Consider the following 22,852-nt stretch of genomic DNA (forward strand, 5'->3'; position numbering starts at 1 on the left):
CCATATATTAGACGGTGTTATAATGATTATTTTTAACGATTTAGATCATATCCCTTGTCAGATATTAAGGCGAATTAATAGGTTTGTAGTTGAAGTCAATATTAATAATAGAATTGAGAAAGTACATATTAATAATACTGGTAGACTGAGAGAGTTCCTTGTAAATGGTCAGGTAGGGTATTGTCGAAGAATAAAGGGTAAAAAGCTAAAGTATAGATTATTCGCAGTAAAAAATAAAGAATATGCTTCACTAATAGATACTAATCTCCAAGAAAAAAGCTTTATCAAACTACTTAACGACAATCATATTCCATGGCTTAAAAACTGTGTATTAGTAGCTCGAAACGTTCACTTAAATAACTCTCTAATAGATTTCCTTGTAAAATGTAATAATCAATACGTATATACAGAGCTGAAGAGCGCTGTTCTTAGATATCAGCAAATATATGCTGCATATCCAGATTGTCCAACTATTAGGGGTAGAAAACAAATTAGAGAATTAATAAAACATGTTGAAGAGGGTGGTAAATCATTAATAGTTTTTATGGCAGCTCTACCCCATGTTAAAGGGTTCAAACCATATAAACATGGTGACCAAGTTATTGCCGAATTACTGCGTGAGGCTAGAGAGAAAGGAGTATTAATTAAAGCTATAAACATATATTATGACCCAATTAATAGAAGCATTGTCCTCGCAAACCCTGATCTCCCAGTAATACTAGACTGAAACAAAATATATAGAATATAGAACGTAAAATTAATTAGCACCACATAGGACACAGAAATACCTAGAAGCCGCCGTAGTATAGCCCGGCCAAGTATGCGGGCCTCTCGAGCCCGTGTCCACAGGGCCAATACAAGAAGGCCCGTGCGCGGGAGACCCGGGTTCAAATCCCGGCGGCGGCATATAAAAATCATTCAATCATTTCTTTTCTTGCCAGTTCTTTACCTGTTAGAACACCTAGTGCTCCAATGAAATGTATTGTTGCGAAGAATATGAATATTGATTGCCAAGATCCTAGGAAGGGAACTATATATGGGCCAAGTATTCCGCCTAGTCTACCAATAGTTGATGCCCAACCGGTTCCTAATACTCTAATACTGGTTGGATACTGTTCAGGTGTATACGTATATAATGCCGCCCAAGCCCCTAGATCAAAGAAGCTTAATGCTATTCCCGCCGTTAAGAACTGGTCTATGGTTCTAGCATACGCTAGTATAAATGCTGATAAACCTGTTAGTACGAGATATGTTCCAAGAAGTTTTTTACGGCCTATACGATCAACTAATAGTACAGCACTATAGTATCCAGGTATTTGTGCAAGTGTTATGATCAATAAGTATTCTAGTCTTTTAGTCTTTAAGTAGTTAGCTAATGCTTCAAAGCCGATCTCGGCTCCATGTGTTGATAGGAGTCTTGGATACCATATGAATAATCCATAATATCCCATTGTAATTGTAAACCATATAATCCATAAACCTATAGTGGTTTTCCAAAGATCCTTGCTGAATAACAACTTAACTCCGGCTATGAGGTTTGTTTTCATACCAATGTGCTTCGATAGTTTAATATTATATTTTTCAATTAATCTTTGGGCTTCATCTTTTCTCCCTATTGATAGAAGGTATCGTGGGCTTTCTTCTAAGAATAAGACTGAAAGTGAAAGAATTAATGCAATTATGCTGGTAATTAATCCATAAACCCGCCACCCCATAATGCCTAGGTAAAGATATGCTATGGTGATGGGTATGAGCCATCCTAAAGCCCAGCTACTCTCGAGTAGGCTTACTCTTTTACCTCTACTGCTCGGTAAACTATATTCTGATACAAGACTAGCTAATACAGGCAGTATTCCGCCTAATCCTATGCCGGCTAGAATACGCCATGTTATAAACCATAATGGATTAATAACTAAAACAGCTATAACACCTGATATTCCATGTAGTACTGCGAAAATTATAGCTGTCTTCTTTCTCCCTATATTATCACCGAGGAATCCGCTGATAAATGCTCCTATAAGCATCCCAAATAAACTACTAGAGCCGAGAAGACCCTTCAATCCTGGATCAGTGATTTGTAACTCGTTTATTAAACCATTAATTATGAATCCTACATTACCTAGGTTAGCAGCAACACTCATCCATGCTAGCATAGATAAAGCTAGTATTTTATCAAATGTTTTATTCATTATGTTCAGCATCACCTCTATATTCAGGATTTGAACATCTAGGAATGATCCAACCATTATCTAATAAATAAACTAACTATAAAATATTATTTTTGCTGAAGATTAGTCGGGTTTCGGAGGAGTAACACCTCTCTGCTTTTGGTATTTTCCGCTATATGGTCTATATACTGGACTACTTGTTCTAGCAAAAATTACGTGAAGGAATCTCTGTTTTGGATATACTTTTACAGGTATACTTCCACCTATTAATTCAATGGTGATATTTCCTTTAAATCCAGCATCAATTATGGTAGGCGGTATATATAGTGAGTATCTGGCAAATGTACTTCTTAAATTAACGAAGCCAATTAGATCATTAGGCATTTCAACCCATTCAAGAGTAGTAGCTAATACGTGTTCTAAAGGATTTATTATTATGCCATTATTTTCATCTGTTTCTTCACAAACCAATGTTTTATCTACAGGATCTCTTGCTGTATCTACTATTATGTTTTGGTCTTTCTTAAACCTACAAAATTGATATCCGAACCTTAGATCAACACCGTTTTCACGTATAGTATCGGGAAATAATGGATTAATTACTAATAGTTTCTTTTCAAGATAAACTCGTATATCCCAATCACTAAGTATCAATTATTTCATCACCCATACTATTCCATAAATCTTTAGATGCATAATTAATGCATTTTCTTATACCTTCTCTAGGTACTAGTTCTGGGCATCTAGTTATGATGAATTCACATTTCCCATTAATATATTCGTCTAGTTTGCAGGGTTGTTGTCTAACTCTGTTTTCCATATATACGCATCGGGGGCCAGCATAACTGAATATTTCGGGATGTATTTTTACAAGTTGTCTCCATAACTGCCAAGCTATGTATCTAATCTCCCACTGAGCATGACTACACATTCTCAGAGGCAAAAAGCTTTCTAGGAGTTCTCTTGCATTCATAGATACAAGTATACGTGTCTTAACTGCTTGGGGAAGTATGAAGCGAGCGTCTTCATAAGATATGCCATTATTTATTAATGAATAATATGTCTTAACGCTTCTTAGCAGTTGTTTGAGAAATTCTCTATTATTCGATTTCACTATCTTCGGCGGTACAATGAAGGCTTCACCAATAATTTCTAACATGTCCCAAAAGCTTAGACTCGAATCTATGGTCTCCTCTAATATCTTCATGTATTCGCCTATATTGTTTTTCTCTATATTTTCATAGCCAAGCTTAGTTGCTGCAAGCATGATCATGTTTCTCAAATATTTATCATTATATCTCTGGCTTAACTGTGTATAGCTGGCTATTCGGTGTCTCACGAGTTGATGACTAGCTACACGACTACATGTTATTTCGAATATGTAAATACTATGTTCAAGCGGTGAACCATGTCCTCTTCTTATTAGTTCAGTGATCCACTTCATTGTCTTATCTTTATTCATTTTCCCATATATTTCGCTGAATTCCTTCGGTGATAATGTTTGTTTACCTGCTGAAGCGATTATTCTAGGGGCATCCCCTATATAATTAAATAATTTAACACTAGGCTTAATCTTTGATAAAATTCTATGGTTTGCTAATGTTTCTTCAAGCATTTCTTCACCCAAAACTTAATGTTTCACGTACGATAAGTCTTTGTATACCCATATTTTCTAGTTCGTTCTTAATAAGATAAAGTGTATGCTTATCTGGATCACAGTATTTTCTGCACCATTCCGGATTTCTAGGATTTGTTATGGGTGGACCCAGTAATGGCTGAATAATAACATAGTAGTTATTGTGTTTATCGAGTTTATCGAGAGCTTCAGCTAGGTATTTTCTGAATATTTTAATATTAATGTTTTTCATAACAGGTATTCTAAGTTCTAGTGGAACATTATATTCAGATACAAGTGCTAATGATTTAATGAATAGTTTCCACAGGGTATCAGCTACTTCTTTACTATGTCCATAGAGAAGATCATATGGTATCTTTAGATCAGTTGCTAAATGATCAACTATGCCTGAATCTATCAAGTGTTTTAATGGTTTATATAATGTGAAATTCGTGTTTATACTAATATTGACTCCGATATTATTCTTTGCCAGCGATAATATCTTTTCTAATTCACGGTACTGTATAAGCGGTTCTCCCCCAGTTACATGTAGGTAATCTATTAATATTCTAGCAGACTCTAGTTCTTCGATTAGCTTATTAATATCTAGGTAACGACATGTACTTGGATGATTTATGGCTAGCATCCAGTTATGGCAGAAAGGACATTTTAGATTACAGCCACACAGCCATAATGTGAATGTTACAGAGTTGTATACGTCTATCATGCTAATAGGTTTCCAACCACTACCGATCAAATAGATATTTCTATGTTTAATCTCTGAGAACTGTTCAGTAGTTATAGACAATTCCTTCACCATTAATTAATTGTTGAGTGATAAGCAATAAAAGTAGGTTGATAAAAGTTTATTATTTCTGCTTATAATGTTTACGAGTCCAAAATTCTCTTCTACGGAATGGATTCCAGTTCTTTAGTGGACGATAATATCCTATAATTCTACTCCACACCTCTACGTCTTCGCTTCCACAAACTGGGCATCTACGATATAATCCTGTAAATGTTCTACCACACTTGTTACAATGTGTTATTGCAGGTGTATAGCTCCAATAGACTAGATCGGTTTGCATCAGTCTCTTCGTCAATTTAGCGAGAGCTTCGGGATCAGGTTCTTCGCCTAGGAATATGTGCATCATTACTCCTCCAGTAAATATTTTCTGAACTTTTGATTCAATCTCTATTCTCTCAGGTAGATCTATTTCTCCATAGTATGGTGCTATACTTGTTGAATAGATAGGATTATCTGGATCACTTAGATATTCTAGTACTTCCGGATACTTCTTTACATCCTTGATAGCTAGTTTAGCAGCTGCTGATTCACCAGGTACTTCTTCAACATTCCACGGCGTACCTGTTTCTTTCATCCATTTCCTAGCATGACTAACTGCGTATTCAACCATTTTCTTCATAATATCCGTTGCTTTTAGCCAATCCCTCCTTGACCCCTCCATCCAGAGCCTAGGTTCTTGTAAATAGATTGCAGCCGCCTCTGGTAATCCAAGAATACCGATGGTGTTGAAATGAGATGATGGGAATTCTTTCAAGTATTCTTTTATCATAGAGTACATTCCAGTATATTTAGCCATGAGGTCTAGGTAGCGTCTTCTAAACCATTCTTCACTAATCCTAACAATTTCTAGTACCTCGCTATAGAGTTCCCAGAATCTTGTATCATCGCCTCTAGCTTCTAGAGCTATACGTGGCAGATTTACTGTTGTAACATTTACAGAGCCTGTAATATCTGGGAGTGCCCATAATCCGCCGAATCTTTGTTGTTCTATCTTCTTCATTGTTTCCTCTTTTTGTTGTTCTAGATCCTTCTTCAGGCTAAAGTTTAATCCTAATCCTTTAGGTTTTGTCCCATATGCGTAGAGGAGTTCGTTTTTATCTATATTTATGCGGCAACACATAGCATAGCTTGCATCGGGGTCGACCACTCTAGTATTTAACCAGTAAAAGCTTCCACGATGTGCTGCTGTTTTAAATACTGCTTCGAAAACCTCTGGTTCATCCCAGATCATATTCGCGGTTGTCATAATTGTTGGTATTGGGAACGTGAATGGTTGTCCATACATGTCTCCATGGTATAGAATATCTGTTAGAGCTAAGAAGAATGTTTTTGCTTCCTTATAGTATTCTCCTAGCGGCTCAATTTTCTGTCCATCATATACTGCATAGTCTCCTGTAAGCATTTTCTTCGGAGCATCAAGTGTTACTGTGAAGTTAGTGAATGGTGTCTGCATACCGACACGTGTTGGATAATTTAAGTTGAATATGAGTCTTTGAATCTGTTGTTTTACAGTTCTATAATCTAGTCCATCTTTCCTTATGAATGGCCCAGCATACCATTCAACACTTGAGAATGCTTGAGCTCCTGTAAAGTAATGCTGTAATGTTATTAGATAATTAGCTATGTGATCAACATATGTGTCAAAATGTCTTGCAGGCCTTGATATGATTGTAGGTGTTTTTAAGCCCTTCTCTAATAGGCGTGAAACACTGTGTCCTGTACAGTATGGAATATATATGCTATAAGGTAATTTGTGAACATATATGTATCCATCAATATGTGCTCTTAGTACAGGCGATGGCAGTAGATCAAGTAGTGTTTTCATCATGTATTCTTCGAGTAGATAGCTAAAGAAGCCTGTTGGGCCCATGTATCTATTTGCATTCTCGTTCACGTCGAGACTGTTCCATTTAGCATATTCTATTATAGGGTCTTTTTTCTGCATATCTAGTAGCTTCTCCAAAATATTTCCCTCCTAAAACAGTATAGGTGCTTTTAAAACGAAACTTTTTTGCAAATAGTCTATGTCTTGGTAATACCTTATAATAATGACGGTTATTCCGCTATTGTTAGGTTTTTTATGGAAGAATAATAGCATTAAATATTGTTTAATCAGTTGATTATATGATATTGTATAGGTGTTCGGCTCCTACTATTACTCGAGATATAGTGATCCATGTGGTTAATGGCTTATTATATATGGAGAATTCAGCCTTACTAATACTAATAATTTCTTGGCTATAGTCTCCGTGAGGAAATCCCCCGATGCCAATTGCATAATTGTTTTCAACAGCATATTTTACAATATTTTCAGGTTTTTCCTTTTCTCCATGTTCTCTCAACAATATGATTCCATTTTTATTTATTTTTTCGAGAAGATCACTTATTGTCATAGTTTTCACATATAATAATGGGTCGTCGCTGTCGGGGGGTACTTTGCCATGTATTAGTAGTTGTTCCATTAAACCGACAAATCTATTATAATTTCTTGGAATCCTAGTTTCTGGTTTCACAAATATTATGTGTCCGGGATAAGTATGTATATATATTCGTAGATATCCTTCTTTGTTTAATGGGCTTTCAAGAGCGTTTAATAAGGATATATGAACAATATCTGGTCTTCCTCGTTTCTCTTTGTCCTTCAGTTTCTTCATTGCATGATAATGAAGTGAAACATCAAGCAAGGTCTCGCCAGGTTTTTTCCCTCTTCTCCTCGCATTCTTTACCACGGCTGGGTGCTTCCATAACTCCTTAGGAACTAGTTCTAGAGCTGATTCTAACAATATTATGCTTATCGGTTCTTTCATGTTCATATTACTACACCATTATACCAATATTTCATGAATACCGTGATAATTGGTAAATACATGTTGATGGCTTAATATATTATAGCATCAACCATAATTAAACAATACAGAATCCAGGATTTGAATTTGTAATACTCTATAGTTGGTGATTGGGGCCTAGGTGAGAGGGGATATTATAGTTTGAGAAAAAACGTTTTGAAAGATCTAGCCATTCAGAGAATAAGGTATTTGTATAAATTAGCGCTTGACAGGACTCGTAGTGGTGATTATGATTTAGCCCGCAGATATATAGAGTTAATCATTAAATATGCTCACAAAGCAAGAGTAAAACCCCCAAAATATATTAGGAGGGGTTATTGTAGAAAATGTAGGATACCATTAATACCTGGCTTAACAGCTAGGGTTAGAATTCAGAGTGAAGGTAAGGGTTCAAGGGTTGTTGTAACATGTCTCCTCTGCGGCTGGAGAAGAAGATATATGATAAAGACATCTGGAGAAAAATCAAGGATAGAAAAGCTGGAAAAGTAGATGTACAACTAGGTAAGAAAGGATTGACACAAGGTTTTATAAACGAAGTTAAAGCAAGGCTTGAAAAACACGGCGTAGTTAAGATAAGGATGTTAAAATCATATGTTAAATCAACAAATACTGATAGAAGAGAAACAGCTAAGATAATAGCTAAGGTCTTAGGGGCAAAACTTATAGAAGTTCGAGGATATACCTTCATAATCGCTAGAAATAAAGATAAATATAGGAGTTTAAAGATTGTAGGAGAGAAAGAGAATAGTAGGGATAGAAAATGGTTACAGCATTAGAGGTGCCAGCTGACAAATTAATCGCGAGATTAGCCACGTATTTAAAGGAAAATGTGCCAGAAGTTAAACCACTTCCATGGGCATATTTCGTTAAAACAGGTGCACATAAAGAGAGGCCACCCCAGGATCCAGACTGGTGGTATTATAGAGCAGCTAGTATTCTGAGAAAACTATACAAATCCGGTGAACCAATCGGTATTGAAACTTTTAGAACAATTTATGGTGGAAGGAAAAACTATGGATCAGCCCCTGAGCACTTTGTAAAAAGTGGTGGAAGCATTATTAGGAGGATTCTTCAACAACTAGAGCAAGCTAGACTTGTTAGAAAAATAAGGGGCAGAGGCCGCATATTAACTCCTCAAGGACGAGCCCTACTTGATCGATTGGCATATGAGGTAATGCTTGATCTAGTAAGAGAGCAACCTGAGCTGGCAAAGTATTTGCCTCCGAGTGTTAGGTCTAAAATATACTTTAAGAAATAATATTTTTGGTGATAAAAGTGAGTGAATCCTACGATGCTGAACTGGAGGAAATTAAAAAACGTAAACTACTAGAATTGCAGAGAAAGATGGAGGAAGAGAAACAGAGGAGAATGCAAATAGAAGCTATACTTAGAAGAATTCTCACACCAGAAGCTAGAAGTAGGCTTGCTAATCTAAGACTTGTCAAACCAGAATTAGCAAATATTGTGGAACAACAACTTATCACACTTGCGCAGTCAGGAAGAGTTCCTGTCCCGATCACAGATAATTTTCTGAAGAAACTCCTTGCACAAATATATGAGCAAACACATCGTGAAACACATATACGTATTTTGAGGAAATAAATTGGAGGGTTTTAATTATGGCTAGAAATAAACCACTAGCTAGAAAGCTTAGATTAGCAGCAGCTTATAAAGAGAATAGGCCTGTGCCTATCTGGGTATCTGTAAAAACTAGGTTAAAGGTTAGAAGAGGCTTTAGACTTAGACATTGGCGCAGAACAAAACTTAAGGTATAATAAAATTAATGATTTACCGAGTTAAGAAGAGGTTGATTTAAATGAGTGAGGAAGGAAAAATAACTAGGTCAATACATGTTATTCCTTTAAAAAGAGTATACTGGGGTAGAAGAACCAATAGAGCAGATAGAGCTGTTCGATTGATAAGAAAATATGTTAGAAGACACTTCAAAGAAGCTGAAAAAATAATCATTGATCCGGCTGTCAATGAATATGTATGGAGTAGGAGCAGGGAGAAACCCCCTCGAAGAGTAATTGTTGAGATCAGATTTGATAAGGAAGAAAAAACCGCTAAGGTTTTATTAATAAGGTCTTCTAAAGCCAAGATAATGTCAGCAAACAGTAAATAAGGCTAATTATATATTTTGCCTTCTAAAAAGAACTAATTATTATAGGTATTCAAAATATTTTTACATAGTTATACGGGATGATCATCCATGGAAATTGTTAGACTAAGCTTATTCGGAAATCCAAACATCGGTGTATACGTGTTCGCAAACAATTCCATTGCTTTAGTTCCTCCAAGCCTATCTAGTGGAGAGAAAAAAGTAATTGCGGAAACACTCGACGTAGAACTTGTAGAGACAAAAATTGCAAACACAATTCTAAATGGAGTATTAGTTGTCGGAAATGATAACGGTATTATTCTTCCGAGAATAATATTAGATGAGGAACTTGATATTCTAAATAACAATTTAAAGAAACATGATCTAAACATATATGTTTCAAGATCTAAAAATACAGCTCTTGGAAACATACTTTTATGCAATAATAAAGCATGTATTGCTGGCTCCGAGCTTGAACGACAAGAACTGAATAAGATTTCGGAAGCTCTCGGCGTCGAAGCACTATATAAGGATATAATGAATTTAACAATTCCCGGTAGTTTAGCTGTTGTAACCGATAAGGGAGGAGTAATACATCCAGATATTTCCGATGATGAAAATAGAGAATTAAAAGAAATATTTAAAGTAGCCTTCGAACGTGCTACTGTTAATTCGGGGATACCCTTTATTAAGAGTGGTTTAATAGCTAATAATAAAGGCATAATTGTAGGTGAATATACGACAGGCCCCGAAATACTCCGAATAAGAAGGGGATTAAGTGGAGGTGCTATATAGGAATGAGCGAAATAAAGATCTATAGAGTAGAAGGTGTAATGTTACTTAGCCATGATAGGTTCCCAGTATGGCAGAAGTTTACTAAGGAAGTGCGGGCACTAAATAAAGAACAAGCTATTGAATATGTCTACTCGGTTCTAGGAAGTAATCATAAGCTTAGAAGAAAACATATTAGGATAACAAAAATTGAAGAGATAACATTGAGTGAAGTAAGGGATCGTAGAATAGTTGCCTTAGCAAGACTCGAGAGGTTTGTTAAGTTATGAGCAAAAATATACGTGAAAAAAGAACTGCTGTGACACTTACAGAATTAATAGCCAGAGCAAATGAGCTCCGAGAATACTTAAATATTTTACAGGCACAAATAGAGACATATACTTCGCAATTATCAGAGTTGCAACTAGTCAAGAATACACTTGAAGAACTACCTATTAATACATTTGATGGCTTAGTAGTTCTTGACAGATTAAACACAGCATTTATACCTATAAGAATCAGTGAAAATTGGCATAACAATGTAATTGTAAATATTGGACGCAACTATTATGTGAAGACAAATAAGGAAAAAGCTTCAAAGATAGTTATTGATAGAATATCCGTTATCAGAAGAATACTCAATGATCTTAGGAAGCAATACCAAGCTGCACTAATGGAGTATAATACTATACAGCAAATACTTGCAAAAATATATGTTCAATCACAACAATCACAACAAGCACCGCAACAAACAGGCGCTAGCTGATATCATAATTATTCTAGGTGTTTAAACCATAACAAGAAACGGTGATATTTTTGTTTCGCAGAATTAAAAGAGTATTTTCAAAATTCATCGATAAAGCATCAGCTCTACTATTTTCTAAAGAACAACTAATGGATTTAATAGATGAGTTTAAATTCGAGCTAATATCAAATGATGTAGCATACGATGTAGCAGAGGAAATCACAACTAAACTTGTTGAAGCAGTTGAGAATAAAATAGTTAGAGATAAAGAATCTTTGATAGAGTTTTTAAAGAAAACTATTAGGTCATATTTTGACTCTGTGGAATTAATCGATATTTTTCATGAAGCATCTAAGACTAAACCTTACATAATAGTTTTTCTAGGAGTTAATGGTGTTGGTAAAACAACAACGATAGCTAAAACAGCAGTATTGTTTAGAGATAAAGGATTTAAACCATTAATGGTTGCTGCTGATACTTTTCGAGCAGGAGCGCAGGAACAATTAAGGATTCATGGAGAGAGAACTGGTATACCAGTATTTATGGGTAAATATGGAGCCGATCCAGCTTCTATAGCGTTCGACGCCATTAGACATGCAGAAACTCGCGGTTATGATGTAGTATTAATTGATACTGCTGGTAGAATGCATACAGACTCTAACTTAGTTGATGAACTTAGAAAAATTATTAGGGTTGCAAAGCCTCATAGAAAAATCCTTGTAGTCGATGCTCTCACAGGTAATGATGCTATTGAGCAAGCTGTATTTTTTGATAAAGCAGTAGGTGTTGATGCTGTAATAGTGACTAAAGTTGATGCATATGAGCAGGGAGGGGTTCCTCTAAGCATAGTATATAGTATTAGGAAACCCATAATCATGATTGGGGTTGGCCAGGGATATAAAGATTTAAAACCCTTTAATATCGATGAATTCCTAGATAAAATATTATCCGTTAAATAAGGTTTTGGAGCGGATCATTAATGGGTTTTAGAGAGTTAATAGATTCGTGGCGAAGAATAATACGGTTGGCAACTAAGCCTAATAAAATAGAGTATATGACTAGTTTAAAAATAAGCTTGTTAGGATTAACTCTCGTAGGCTCAATAGCTTTCATAGTTAGATTTATATTTATATCATTTATATTTCCACAGCAACTATATGGAGGCTAAATCTTTGAGTATTAGGAGAAAGACAAGTTTTTATGCAATAAGAACGACTATGGGACGGGAAATAGACGTTGCTTTAGTTATAGAATCTAGAATAATGGATCTAGTAAAGCAGAACAGAGATCCAGGCGTAAAAGCAGTATTTGTTCCTCCAGGTGTTAGAGGATATGTTTTTCTCGAAACATCAAGATTAGCATCGATTTATAGGTTGATAAGTGAATTAAAATATGTTAAATCAGGTCAACCAATCAAAGTTTCTCTAGACGAAGTAGGAAGACTTGTTAAGCCTAAACCTGTTATCGAAATGATTAAAGAGGGAGACATAGTAGAAATTGTGAGAGGCCCGTTTAGAGGAATGAAAGCACAAGTTATTAGTATAGATAGGAATAAAAACATGGTTGTCCTGAGTATATTAGAGGCTGCTTTCAATGTCCCTATAACTGTTCCAGGTGATTATGTAAAACCCAGTAGGAAGAGCGGTGTCTAGATATGGGTAAGAAAGTAATAAAAGTAATGGTTGAAGGTGGAAAAGCTAATCCAGGCCCACCTCTAGGCCCTACACTTTCACCGTTAAGAGTTAATGTTATGGAAGTAGTTAAAGCAATTAATGAAGCAACTAAGGATTTTGAAGGATTAACTGTTCCAGTTGAGATCATAGTTGATACATCTACTAGAAAATTCGAAGTAAAAGTTGGTATTCCAACAACAACAGCCTTGCTCCTTAAAGAAGTTGGTGTGAAACAACCACCTGGCGATCCTGCTCATCAGAAAATAGGGGATCTACCTATTGATAAAATCATAAAAATAGCTATATTAAAGAAAGAACAATTAACGGCTAAAACGTTAAAAGCAGCGGTAAAGACTATTTTAGGTACTGCTAGAAGTATAGGAATAACAGTAGACGGGAAAGATCCTAAGATTGTCCAGAAAGAAATAGATGAAGGATTATATGATGCTACGATAGCTAAATATGAACCTGAATGGGAGAAAGAGGAGGAACAAGAGACTGGCGAGGTGTGAATAGGAGATGCCTCTTCCAAGTAAGGAAGAATTAAAGGAAGCTATAGTTAAAGCAGTACAGTACAGTCCGAAGAGAAACTTTAAACAAAGTGTAGAATTAATTGTTGTTCTAAAAGATGTTGATCCCCGTAGTCCGGAGGGAAGAATTAGAGAGACGATATTTTTGCCGAAAGGACTTGGTAAAGATAAAATAATATGTGTTGTTGCCGATGGTGAAATGGCTGAAAAAGCTAGAGCAGGTGGTGCACACAGAGTTATAACAAGAGACGAGTTGCTCGCATTAAGCAAGAAAGACGCTAAAAAAGTAGCTCAAGAATGTGATTGGGTTCTTGTAAGGACGGATCTAATGGCTAATGCCGGCAGAATACTGGGACCAGCTCTCGGTCCTCGAGGAAAAATACCTGTCCCAGTTCCTCCCGCCGCAGATATAGTATCGGTAATGAATAGATATAAATCTGCAATTTTGCTGAGAAATAAGGATCAGCCACAACTAATGACTAGAATAGGAACAGAGGATATGAATCCCGAGGATTTAGTTATAAACGCACAGACAATATTATCACGTCTAGAAACAAAGCTGCCGAATGGAGCACATAATATTGCAAAAATAGTTGTTAAAACCACAATGGGTCCGCCAATAGAGGTTATGGGGTGATTAAAACATGTCTGCAACAGCAGTTCCCAAAGCTAAGAGAATTCCTCAGTGGAAAATAGAAGAAGTAGAATATTTAACAACATTGTTTAAATCATACCCAGTATTCGCAATAGCTGATCTAACAGGTTTTCCGACAAACCAGCTTCAAAAACTAAGGAAGAAATTATCGAAGAAAGTATTATTCAGAGTTTCTAAGAACAAATTAATTCTAAGAGCACTTAGAAATGCCGGTATTGATACAAGTAAATTCGAGGAACTACTTACAGGACAGAATCTATTATTGTTTACACATATGAATGCTTTCGAGTTAAGCCTATTACTCGATAAATACAAGGCAAAAACTTATTATAAACCAGGTGAAATAGCTCAGCAAGAAATAGTTATTCCTGAAGGAAACACCGGTTTATCACCGGGACCTATTCTTAGTACTTTCAGCAAACTAAAGATTCCTACACGTATACAGGGTAACTCTATAGTTATTACACGCGATACAGTTGTTGCGAAACCAGGAGATACTATATCTGAGGAATTGGCAAGTCTTCTGCAAAGACTAGATATTGCTTTAAAAGAGGTTAAGATAAATATTAAAGCAGCATATGATCATGGAATAATAATATTGAGGGACCAACTAGTCCTAGATCTCGAAGAGTATAAGAACATGGTTATGAATGCTCACCTAGACGCATTAAAGATCGGATCAGAAATAGCATGGCCTGTGCCAGAGATATTAGAGTTATCATTAAACAAAGCATTCCGTCAGGCATTAGCATTAGCTGCTGAGGCAGGATATGTAACACCAGATACTGCTGAATACGTGTTTAGAGCGGCAATAATGAAAGCACTAGCACTTGCAGCAGAAGTTTCCAAGTATGCACCAGATCTAGGATTAGAAGTACCAACAATACAACCGACAACTCCGCCTGAGAAAAAGGAAGAGGAGGAGAAGAAAGAGGAGGAAGAAGAGGAAGCTGAGACTGTTAGCGAAGAAGAACTAGCAGAAGGACTAGGAGCACTCTTCGGATAAACATGGGTAAATATTTTTATTAGGGAGAATACATTTTAAAACACCCAGATAATCATGGATAAGTGGATGTGTAAATAGGAAATAAGATAAAACATATATCCAAGAGGTGGTGAACGATCGAATACATATATGCTTCACTACTACTATATAAGGCTGGTAAAGAGATAAATGAGGAAAACATAAAGAAGGTATTAGAAGCTGCAGGAATTCAAGTAGATGAGGTAAGAGTAAAATCGCTTGTAGCTGCCCTGAAAAATATTGATATAGCAAAAGTACTTGAACAAGCACTAGCCGCTCCAGTAGCAGCGGTTCCAGCCGCACCGGCAGCACAGGCTCCAGCGGAAGAAGAGAAGAAGGAGGAGAAGAAAGAGGAGGAAGAAGAGGAAGCTGAGACTGTTAGCGAAGAAGAACTAGCAGAAGGACTAGGAGCACTCTTCGGATAAACAGTTTTTACAGCTCAAATAATTCAAGCCTTAAAACAATGTTCTCGGAGCAGATATGGTTTTTGTTTGGTCTTATTAAGAAATAATCTACCTTATCTCTTAGAAGCCAATACTCAACCATTACATTCAATACTCATATATTGGACGTTAATAACTAATATCATAACTAGTATGTAACAGAATATAGTGTGGATTAAGTGATGTATAATGGTCGAAGAAGAATTTATGAATGAGTTTTTGAAGAAAACCGGTTATCAAGTATATAAGTGTAAGAAGTGCGGTGAAAGATTCTGGAGCCTAGTGCCGAGAGATACCTGTCCTGATAGGCCGTGTAGTAAATATGATTTCTTATATAACGAGTATAAGGGAGTTCCTCCTTTAACATTTGATGAAGCAAGAAGGAAATTCATAGAATTCTTTACCTCTCATGGACATGGATATGTTGACCCCTACCCAGTTCTTGCTAGGTGGAGAAACGATCTATATTTGACAATTGCGTCAATAATTGTTTTTCAACCAGCTGTTACTGAGGGAATAGTTGATCCGCCATATAATCCGCTAGTCATAGTTCAGCCCAGTGTTAGGTTGGAGGATATAGATAATGTAGGCTTAACGTTTGGAAGACATCTTACAAGTTTTGAAATGGGAGGACATCACGCATTTAATAAGAAGGATCAATATGTTTACTGGGTAAACGAAACACTTCAATACGCATTCGACTTCTTTACAAAAATAATTGGGATAGAACCTGAGAACATTGTTTTCAAAGAATCATGGTGGGAGGGAGGAGGAAATGCTGGACCAGCATACGAGGTTCTAGTTGATGGGTTAGAGCTTGCCACACTAGTATTTATGAAGTATAAAATAGTCAATGGGAAAAAAGTTAGAAATCCCGTACTCGTAGTTGATACTGGTTATGGTATAGAGAGAATTGCCTGGTTTACTCAGAGAACACCAACAGCTTTTCACACAATATTTAGTTCATTATTGGAGACATATAAGAATATTTTAGGAATAGATGAACCTCCCTATGATGTGCTTAAAAAAATAGTTTACTTACTTAGTGATAAGGAGATCGAAGACGTATATATGTTGAATAAATATCTTGAAGAGATAGATTATTCTGAATATTATAAATCCTTAGTAGACACGATCAATCTATATACAGCTCTCGATCATGTTAAGACCTTGTCCTTAATGTTGAGTGATGGCATAGTATCATCAAATACTGGTGAAGGGTATCTAGCACGTTTAGTTATTCGACGCTTATTGAGAACACTTATACGTTTAGGAATAAAAGTATCTACACTAGAAGATATAGTTCTAGAACTTATAGATAAACAAGCGAAGTATTGGAAAGGCAGATATGTATACGATAAGTTTCACCGCAGACTAGACTATATACTCGACGTAATGAGTTATGAGACGAGAAAATATATCGACATAGTTACTAGAGGAATTAGAGAGGTGGATAGGTTTATTAAGAAGAAAAAGAAGATTACCTTCGATGATTTAATACAAATATATGACTCTAAAGGAATACCCCCCGAAATTGTTGTGGAGAGAGCAAAGCATTATGGGCAAGAAATACGTGTTCCCAGCAATTTCTATTCATTAATAGCTGCTAGACATGGTGGTTCACAAGCATTAATCAAAGAGAAAGAGCATGAATTACCGGATGAAATAGTTGAATGGGCTAGTAAACACGATCCTACTAAGAAGCTGTTTCACGAAAACCCCTATCTAAGAAGAGCTAGTGCGAAGGTTCTCGATTCATTGAATGAGTATGTTATATTTGATCAGACAATATTCTATCCTAGAGCTGGAGGACAAGATCACGATAAGGGATACGTTATATTAGGTAATGAGCATATACCCGTTAAACATGTGTATAAAGTTGGAGAAGTAATAGTTCATCAACTAGCTACTAAAAGAAGACTAGTACCCGGAACACAGGTGGAGCTAGTTATTGATTGGTATAACAGGTATAGATTAATGAGACACCATACAGCAACACATATTGTTCTAGGAGCTGCAAGAAAAGTTCTCGGAGAACATGTATGGCAAGCTGGAGCAGAGAAAACTGTTGAGAAAGCAAGGCTTGATATAACTCATTATAAATCGTTAAGTGATGAAGAGATCAGAAAGATCGAAGAGTTAGCTAATAAGGTGATCGATGAGAGAATAGACTTAAAATTTTATTTCCTACCAAAATTTGAGGCTGAGAAAAGATTTGGATTAAGAATATATCAGGGCGGAGCAGTTTACTCACCTATTCTTCGCATAGTTGAGATACCTGGATGGGATGCAGAAGCATGTTTTGGCACACATGTATATAATACTTCAGAAATAGGAGGAATAAAGATAATTAAAGCAGAAAAGATCCAGGATGGTGTTATAAGGCTTGAATACATAGCTTCAACAAGGCTTCCAGAATACATATCCGATCTACAGAAAGAAGTGGATAAGGCTCTCAAGTTTCTAGGCGCTAAAGGCTTGCCGATCTCTATAGTTGCGAAAAAAGTTAGTGAAGAACTTGATAAATACAAGACTCTATTAATTCAATACCGCAGGTTATTCAAAGAAATACTATTAAAGCATTTATTAGAAGAGGCACTGGAGATCTGTGGATTAAAAACAGTTGTGATAGAGAAACAGCTTGAAGACGAACAACTCTATAAATCAATTATTGAGGATTTATCGTTGAAGAAAAGAGTTCTAACAATATACGTATCAGATAAATTTGTAGAGATAGCAATTCATCCAGATGAAGCTAATAATAGAAAACTTGATCTAAGAAAGCTCGTGGAAATTCTACAAAACATGGGAGGAAGAGGCGGCGGAAAACCAGATCACATTTATATAAAGATAAAAGAACCTAAACAAATAGTCAAATTAATAGTAGAGGCAATCACAAACCTTTTATGCAAAGCATAAAATCTATAACCCGAGATAAATAACCAATTATAAGATGAGAAATAATACTTGGGCCCGTGGCCTAGCCTGGATAGGGCGCCGGCCTTCTAAGCCGGAGACCCGGGGTTCGAATCCCCGCGGGCCCGCATTTCTATTATGCATCATGTAGTTCAATACTTACGTATATCCTAGTTTAAGATCTTATCTCTTGTCAGTAAATACGTTTATATCGTGATTGACCAGATTTTATATTTGGTTATATTATATGATGAAGGAACCGTCACGGGTCTGATCAATATGATGATCGGGCTATGGGCTGAATCTTACAAGTAGAGTATATGAAATGGTGTTAATGTATTGAATTGGCGAGGCATAGCAAAGATTATTGGTGCTTTGGAAATCGTTGTAGGATTATTAATGCTTTCTGTCCCTTTAATCGATCTTTTAACATTGAAGCCGTTAACGCTTAGTTTTACTTTTTTTGCATTATTTTTAATTTTCATAGGCTATTATTTGCAACAGATAGAGGCTAAGCCCATCGGTTTACTTGATGGCATAGTTGCAACAAGTATTGCTTGGCCTCTAATTTCTTTTGAGGCTTCAATCCCCCTCATGTTGAGTCTAAACATTAGTCTGGTGGATGCATGGTTTGAATCGATATCAGGTTTTACAGGTACAGGCTTTACTGTACTGACAGGTCTAGACTATATGAAGCCCTCAATTGTTACTTGGAGAAGTATAATGCAGTGGAGCGGCGAGCTTGGAGTAGTTGTTTTCGCTATGGTTTTATTCCCATATTTTTATCGTTTAGGAGCTTCTGCATATGGTGTTGAGAGGCCTCTGAAAATAGAGGCTTCATTCTATATGACTGCTCGAAAACTTATACGTATATATTTAGTTCTTACAATAGCTGGTATAGTATCCTATGTATATGCTGGCATGAATTTTTATGAAGCATTCAACCATGTATTAACAACTGTTGCAACAGGTGGTATGTCAACATATGATGCTGGATACAATGTAATATTTGAGAGAGCACCATTCACGTATATACCGGTAATGGTTTTTATGTTTCTAGGAGGTATGAATTTTGTGTTATTAGATAAACTACTTCGAGGAGACTTAGGTAGAGTATGGAGAAGCGAAGAATTTAAAACATATCTTTATACAATGCTAGTGCTAGTATTTCTAACAATTATATCTTATTATTTTGTTGATCACTACAATTTATATTATAGTTTAATCGCAGGCTCATTTAACCTAGTCTCAGCTATGACAACAACTGGTTTCAGCATCGGTTCCATTTCAGACTTATCCGCTACAACGAAATTAGTATTAATAGCATCTATGTATTTTGGTGGAATGGTTTTTTCAACAGCTGGCGGGATTAAAAGTTTCAGATTATTATTAATTCTCAAAAAATTCAAGTATTCATCGATATCAACTATTCTTGGCGGAAAAGTTGAGAAAACATTGCGGGTTGACGGTAAACCTATTGATGAAGCCGAGGTTTCTCAAGCACTGCTTTTCTCTTTTATACATTTACTTGCTATTTTTATAGGAGCAACATTTATGACAATCTATGGTTACAGCTTCGTTGACACATTATTTGAAGCAACATCAGCGGCTGGATGTGTTGGTTTAAGCGTTGGTGTTGTATCTCCGACAGCTCCGTTAGGCGTAAAACTAACAATAATGACTTTAATGTTGCTTGGAAGAGTAGAATACGTACAAGTAATCACTATATTTGGATACATTGCAGGAAGGAAAGCCGTTAAAATATTGAAGTAGTATTTTCAATAATATAGGTGTATATCATTGAGAATACTTATAGTTGGCGGAGGAAAAGTTGCTGAAGAATTACTTAGAAGACTCGATTTAAAGAGGCATCAAGTCTACGTTGTCGAGAAAGATCCTGTTAGGAGACAAGAAATTTCAAGCAATTTCGATGTTTTCGTTATTGGTAAAGATGCAACTGATGTATCGCTTTATACTACTGATTTACAAATGGAACAAATAGATATGGTTATTGCTCTAACCGGAAGCAATGAAGTTAATTTATTAGTTCTTGCAATTGCAAAGCTATATAATGTACCGCACCGTATAGCTAAGGTCACTGATCATAGAATGGCTGATCTACTATATGAGCTAGAACTCGGTATACCTGTTACACAATCTTCAATTGTAGCTTCAATGATAAGCAATTATTTGGAATCAGTGGTAAGCTCGCTACCAATAGGTAGTTTCGGAGATTATTATCTCCATCTCATCTCATTAGCAGAAACAGACATGGTTGTCGGATCTAAGATTAAAGAATTAAATTTACCAGAGGATATAAGAATTCTCCTAGTATTTGATGGTAGAGACTTCAAACCTCCAATGGATGAAATAGAGTTAAAACCCGGGTACCAATTAATTGTCTTATCTAAAATAAGAGATATTGAAAAATATTTTAAAGGGTGATCATATGACTATTAACACCACTAACCTGACAATCGAGGGTATTCTGTTCAGTTTGCAGTCTGCACTTATAGTAACTTTGCTAGTAGTCCTTGTTCGTTTTATAATAAATAGGTTTCTCACAGTATTATTTGATAGAGGAGTAATTACTATTAGTACCAAGTCCACTGTGATGAGATTTGTTGATCTCTCCGCTATACTCGTTATACTTGTAGCGTTTCTTCAAGCACTTGTTTCACCACCCATAGTTATTTATGCTGTCTTAGTATTTGCGTTCATAGCTATCACACTATTCTATTATGAGCTAAGAGAATTTGTTGCATACATAAATCTCCAATTAATTAGGCATATGCGTGGCAGAAACTACGAGATCTATTTGCCGAATCACCATAAGCCTATCTATGGTAGGATTGTAAGCGTAGAGCTTACAAACACTATTATAGAAGATATATATGGTAGAAGAATATATGTCTCAAATAGTTCGCTTACAAATGCTATAATTAAGGAATATGTGCCGGTAATACAGTTAAGGTTGAAGCTTAGCCATGCCGAAGGCGATCCTATTAAAGTAATAGAAGATATAACTGCTTCACTAAGAGAAATAGATACTGGGATTTTCAGACTTGATGATAAAAAAATATTGATAGATAGAATAGGGGGAGGAGAAGTAATTGCTAGAATTAATGCCTATCCTCTATCAATACCTTTAAGATTCTCAGACCTAGTAAAGCTTGCTGATTTATTAAGTAAAAGTCTCGCAAAATATAATCCTATCATAGAATTTATAGAGTTAGGATGAAACAATAACACCTCTCAAATCATAAAATGTCGCATTAGTTATTTGAATCTTTACATGTTTTCCAAAATCTAATGTGTTCTCGGAAAATATTATGACCGGTATATAGTTTAAAGTTCTCCCGATCCATGTATTGCTATGTTCTGTTATGAAAGTATCCAAGACTTTTCCTAAATATTTTCTATGAACCTCTAATCCAACATTTTCTATAATCTTCAATAATCTAAGCATTCTCTCCTTCTTAACACTCGTTGGTATTTGACGTAATGATGCTGAATAGGTATTTGGCCTTATACTATAAACAGCTGGATGTACTCTTTCAAATTTTAACTCCTTTATAATATCAAGTGTTTGTTCAAAATCTTCTTCTTCTTCACCTGGATGACCTACGATAATATCTGTTGCTATGCTGATTTCCGGTATTTTCTTTCTTAAAATCTTAACTATCTCTCGATACTCATCTACTGTATATTTCCTCCTCATAATCCTTAATACCTTATCACTACCGCTTTGAAGCGGTATATGTAGGAAACGATAAATGTGAGCGCTGTTTTTAATCACTTCTATTAATTCATCAAGAATATTAGCAAGTGTATCTGGATTCATCATTCCAATTCTTATCATGAAATTACCTTTTATCCCATCTAGTTCTTCGAGGAGATTTGGTAGCATTTGTTTTCCATAAAGATCTAATCCATATGAAGCTGTATCTTGACCTGTAATTTCTATTTCTACCACTCCTTTACCAACTAGCTCTTTTACCGTGTTTTTAATTTTATTAATCGGGTAGCTTACAAGTTGTCTACGAGCATTCTTTACTATACAGAAGCTACAGTTTCCTAAACATCCTTCTTGTATTGGCAAATAAGCTATTTGTTTATCAACATATGTTCCTAGAATTCTTCTATTACGTTCACCTTTTAATAGAAATACTTGTCCATCGCTTTCGACAGCTATCCATATTTTGGGAGCGTTTTGTGGAGAGACAAGACTAGTTTTGGGTGCTATTTTATGTATTTTGTATGGTTGAGCTTTAGCCATGCAACCAGCTATTATTAGTTTTTTATTCTGTTCACTAGCTATTCTGTAGAGTTCCTTTATTCTCTTAATCATTTTTAGTTCTGTATCATATCTTACTGTGCAAGTATTTATTATGATAGTATCTGCTTCTGTTATTTCCTCAACTAATTTGTGCCCCCTACTAACTAGCACAGTCTTCATAATATATTCATCTCCTCTGTTCAGAGCGCAACCATATGTTTCAATATATATCTTCCTAGCCATGACTGTATACCTTTCCTTGCTTAATTATCAATTAT

At 35.7% G+C, this 22,852-nt stretch carries 28 protein-coding genes and 2 tRNA genes; 23 read left to right on the forward strand and 7 right to left on the reverse strand.

The genetic code is table 11. From position 1 onward, the window contains the following. Window positions 1-22 precede the first annotated feature (22 nt). Together sfsA and SMAR_RS05575 are read left to right on the forward strand one after the other, a co-directional pair. A complete protein-coding gene (gene sfsA, locus SMAR_RS05570; protein ID WP_011839364.1) occupies window positions 23-727 on the forward strand; it encodes a DNA/RNA nuclease SfsA in 705 nt (234 codons plus the stop codon). 67 nt (window positions 728-794) lie between these two features. Continuing rightward, window positions 795-906 (forward strand) — tRNA-Glu (locus SMAR_RS05575). A gap of 8 nt (window positions 907-914) precedes the next feature. Here the strand turns inward: SMAR_RS05575 and SMAR_RS05580 are convergent. The 6 genes from SMAR_RS05580 to SMAR_RS05605 form a co-directional block, all read right to left on the reverse strand. After that, a complete protein-coding gene (locus tag SMAR_RS05580; RefSeq protein WP_011839365.1) occupies window positions 915-2,189 on the reverse strand; it encodes an MFS transporter in 1,275 nt (424 codons plus the stop codon). Between the two features lie 102 nt (window positions 2,190-2,291). Then, window positions 2,292-2,822 carry a dCTP deaminase gene (gene dcd / locus SMAR_RS05585; RefSeq protein ID WP_011839366.1) on the reverse strand — a complete coding sequence of 177 codons (531 nt, stop codon included), beginning with the start codon at window positions 2,820-2,822 and terminating at the stop codon, window positions 2,292-2,294. Continuing rightward, a complete protein-coding gene (thyX, locus tag SMAR_RS05590; protein WP_148676757.1) occupies window positions 2,812-3,783 on the reverse strand; it encodes an FAD-dependent thymidylate synthase in 972 nt (323 codons plus the stop codon). Before thyX ends, dcd begins: the two co-directional genes overlap by 11 nt. A 4-nt stretch (window positions 3,784-3,787) precedes the next feature. Next, a complete protein-coding gene (locus tag SMAR_RS05595; RefSeq protein WP_011839368.1) occupies window positions 3,788-4,591 on the reverse strand; it encodes an anaerobic ribonucleoside-triphosphate reductase activating protein in 804 nt (267 codons plus the stop codon). Window positions 4,592-4,652: 61 nt separating this feature from the next. After that, on the reverse strand, window positions 4,653-6,536 hold the full coding sequence (locus SMAR_RS05600; protein WP_052833938.1) for an anaerobic ribonucleoside triphosphate reductase: 1,884 nt from the start codon (window positions 6,534-6,536) through the stop codon (window positions 4,653-4,655). A 175-nt stretch (window positions 6,537-6,711) separates the two neighbouring features. Next, complete coding sequence (locus SMAR_RS05605; RefSeq protein WP_011839370.1) at window positions 6,712-7,404, reverse strand: 16S rRNA methyltransferase; 693 nt, start codon at window positions 7,402-7,404, stop codon at window positions 6,712-6,714. Between the two features lie 174 nt (window positions 7,405-7,578). Here SMAR_RS05605 and SMAR_RS05610 point away from each other — a divergent pair, with 174 nt between their 5' ends. The 21 genes from SMAR_RS05610 (at window position 7,579) to SMAR_RS05705 (ending at window position 21,536) form a co-directional block, all read left to right on the forward strand. Further along, window positions 7,579-7,926 carry a ribonuclease P protein component 4 gene (locus SMAR_RS05610; protein WP_052833845.1) on the forward strand — a complete coding sequence of 116 codons (348 nt, stop codon included), beginning with the start codon at window positions 7,579-7,581 and terminating at the stop codon, window positions 7,924-7,926. Next, window positions 7,845-8,213, forward strand: coding sequence for a YhbY family RNA-binding protein (locus SMAR_RS05615; RefSeq protein ID WP_011839371.1), 369 nt, complete (start codon window positions 7,845-7,847; stop codon window positions 8,211-8,213). Before SMAR_RS05610 ends, SMAR_RS05615 begins: the two co-directional genes overlap by 82 nt. Beyond that, window positions 8,198-8,695: a 30S ribosomal protein S19e gene (locus SMAR_RS05620; protein WP_011839372.1), complete on the forward strand. Its 498-nt coding sequence runs from the start codon at window positions 8,198-8,200 to the stop codon at window positions 8,693-8,695. Before SMAR_RS05615 ends, SMAR_RS05620 begins: the two co-directional genes overlap by 16 nt. A gap of 17 nt (window positions 8,696-8,712) precedes the next feature. Beyond that, a complete protein-coding gene (locus SMAR_RS05625; RefSeq protein ID WP_011839373.1) occupies window positions 8,713-9,039 on the forward strand; it encodes a DNA-binding protein in 327 nt (108 codons plus the stop codon). A gap of 17 nt (window positions 9,040-9,056) precedes the next feature. After that, window positions 9,057-9,212, forward strand: a complete 156-nt coding sequence (locus tag SMAR_RS05630) for a 50S ribosomal protein L39e (RefSeq protein ID WP_011839374.1) — start codon at window positions 9,057-9,059, stop codon at window positions 9,210-9,212. Between the two features lie 41 nt (window positions 9,213-9,253). After that, a complete protein-coding gene (locus SMAR_RS05635; protein WP_011839375.1) occupies window positions 9,254-9,562 on the forward strand; it encodes a 50S ribosomal protein L31e in 309 nt (102 codons plus the stop codon). 87 nt (window positions 9,563-9,649) lie between these two features. Continuing rightward, entirely contained in the window at window positions 9,650-10,333 is a 684-nt protein-coding gene (locus SMAR_RS05640; RefSeq protein WP_011839376.1) for a translation initiation factor IF-6, read from the forward strand. 2 nt (window positions 10,334-10,335) lie between these two features. Further along, window positions 10,336-10,599 carry a 50S ribosomal protein L18Ae gene (rpl18a, locus tag SMAR_RS05645; protein ID WP_011839377.1) on the forward strand — a complete coding sequence of 88 codons (264 nt, stop codon included), beginning with the start codon at window positions 10,336-10,338 and terminating at the stop codon, window positions 10,597-10,599. Next, window positions 10,596-11,075, forward strand: coding sequence for a prefoldin subunit alpha (gene pfdA, locus SMAR_RS05650; protein ID WP_011839378.1), 480 nt, complete (start codon window positions 10,596-10,598; stop codon window positions 11,073-11,075). Before rpl18a ends, pfdA begins: the two co-directional genes overlap by 4 nt. Before the next feature lie 50 nt (window positions 11,076-11,125). Further along, on the forward strand, window positions 11,126-12,013 hold the full coding sequence (ftsY, locus tag SMAR_RS05655; protein ID WP_011839379.1) for a signal recognition particle-docking protein FtsY: 888 nt from the start codon (window positions 11,126-11,128) through the stop codon (window positions 12,011-12,013). 20 nt (window positions 12,014-12,033) lie between these two features. Beyond that, entirely contained in the window at window positions 12,034-12,222 is a 189-nt protein-coding gene (locus tag SMAR_RS05660) for a SecE/sec61-gamma family protein translocase subunit (RefSeq protein ID WP_011839588.1), read from the forward strand. A 4-nt stretch (window positions 12,223-12,226) separates the two neighbouring features. After that, window positions 12,227-12,706: a transcription elongation factor Spt5 gene (locus SMAR_RS05665; protein ID WP_011839380.1), complete on the forward strand. Its 480-nt coding sequence runs from the start codon at window positions 12,227-12,229 to the stop codon at window positions 12,704-12,706. Window positions 12,707-12,708: 2 nt separating this feature from the next. Then, window positions 12,709-13,239 (forward strand): 50S ribosomal protein L11, encoded by a 531-nt coding sequence (locus SMAR_RS05670; RefSeq protein ID WP_011839381.1) that lies wholly within the window; start codon window positions 12,709-12,711, stop codon window positions 13,237-13,239. Window positions 13,240-13,246: 7 nt separating this feature from the next. Beyond that, on the forward strand, window positions 13,247-13,894 hold the full coding sequence (locus SMAR_RS05675) for a 50S ribosomal protein L1 (protein WP_011839382.1): 648 nt from the start codon (window positions 13,247-13,249) through the stop codon (window positions 13,892-13,894). Window positions 13,895-13,901: 7 nt separating this feature from the next. Further along, a complete protein-coding gene (locus SMAR_RS05680) occupies window positions 13,902-14,918 on the forward strand; it encodes a 50S ribosomal protein L10 (protein WP_011839383.1) in 1,017 nt (338 codons plus the stop codon). Window positions 14,919-15,034: 116 nt separating this feature from the next. Beyond that, the gene (rpl12p, locus tag SMAR_RS08420) at window positions 15,035-15,361 is read left to right on the forward strand and encodes a 50S ribosomal protein P1 (RefSeq protein WP_148676881.1); all 327 of its coding nucleotides are present in this window, start codon (window positions 15,035-15,037) and stop codon (window positions 15,359-15,361) included. Window positions 15,362-15,568: 207 nt separating this feature from the next. Then, complete coding sequence (alaS, locus tag SMAR_RS05685; RefSeq protein ID WP_011839384.1) at window positions 15,569-18,298, forward strand: alanine--tRNA ligase; 2,730 nt, start codon at window positions 15,569-15,571, stop codon at window positions 18,296-18,298. 50 nt (window positions 18,299-18,348) lie between these two features. Further along, window positions 18,349-18,423, forward strand: a tRNA-Arg gene (locus SMAR_RS05690). A 211-nt stretch (window positions 18,424-18,634) separates the two neighbouring features. After that, complete coding sequence (locus tag SMAR_RS05695) at window positions 18,635-20,068, forward strand: TrkH family potassium uptake protein (RefSeq protein ID WP_011839385.1); 1,434 nt, start codon at window positions 18,635-18,637, stop codon at window positions 20,066-20,068. A gap of 27 nt (window positions 20,069-20,095) precedes the next feature. Next, complete coding sequence (locus SMAR_RS05700) at window positions 20,096-20,740, forward strand: potassium channel family protein (RefSeq protein ID WP_011839386.1); 645 nt, start codon at window positions 20,096-20,098, stop codon at window positions 20,738-20,740. Between the two features lie 52 nt (window positions 20,741-20,792). Then, window positions 20,793-21,536: a hypothetical protein gene (locus SMAR_RS05705; RefSeq protein ID WP_244372347.1), complete on the forward strand. Its 744-nt coding sequence runs from the start codon at window positions 20,793-20,795 to the stop codon at window positions 21,534-21,536. On the opposite strand, the gene SMAR_RS05710 is transcribed toward SMAR_RS05705, so the two are convergent. Beyond that, entirely contained in the window at window positions 21,528-22,817 is a 1,290-nt protein-coding gene (locus SMAR_RS05710) for a tRNA (N(6)-L-threonylcarbamoyladenosine(37)-C(2))-methylthiotransferase (protein WP_011839388.1), read from the reverse strand. The two genes, SMAR_RS05705 and SMAR_RS05710, sit on opposite strands and share 9 nt — an antisense overlap. Window positions 22,818-22,852 lie beyond the last annotated feature (35 nt).

Source organism: Staphylothermus marinus F1 (assembly GCF_000015945.1).
Lineage (GTDB): Archaea > Thermoproteota > Thermoprotei_A > Sulfolobales > Desulfurococcaceae > Staphylothermus > Staphylothermus marinus.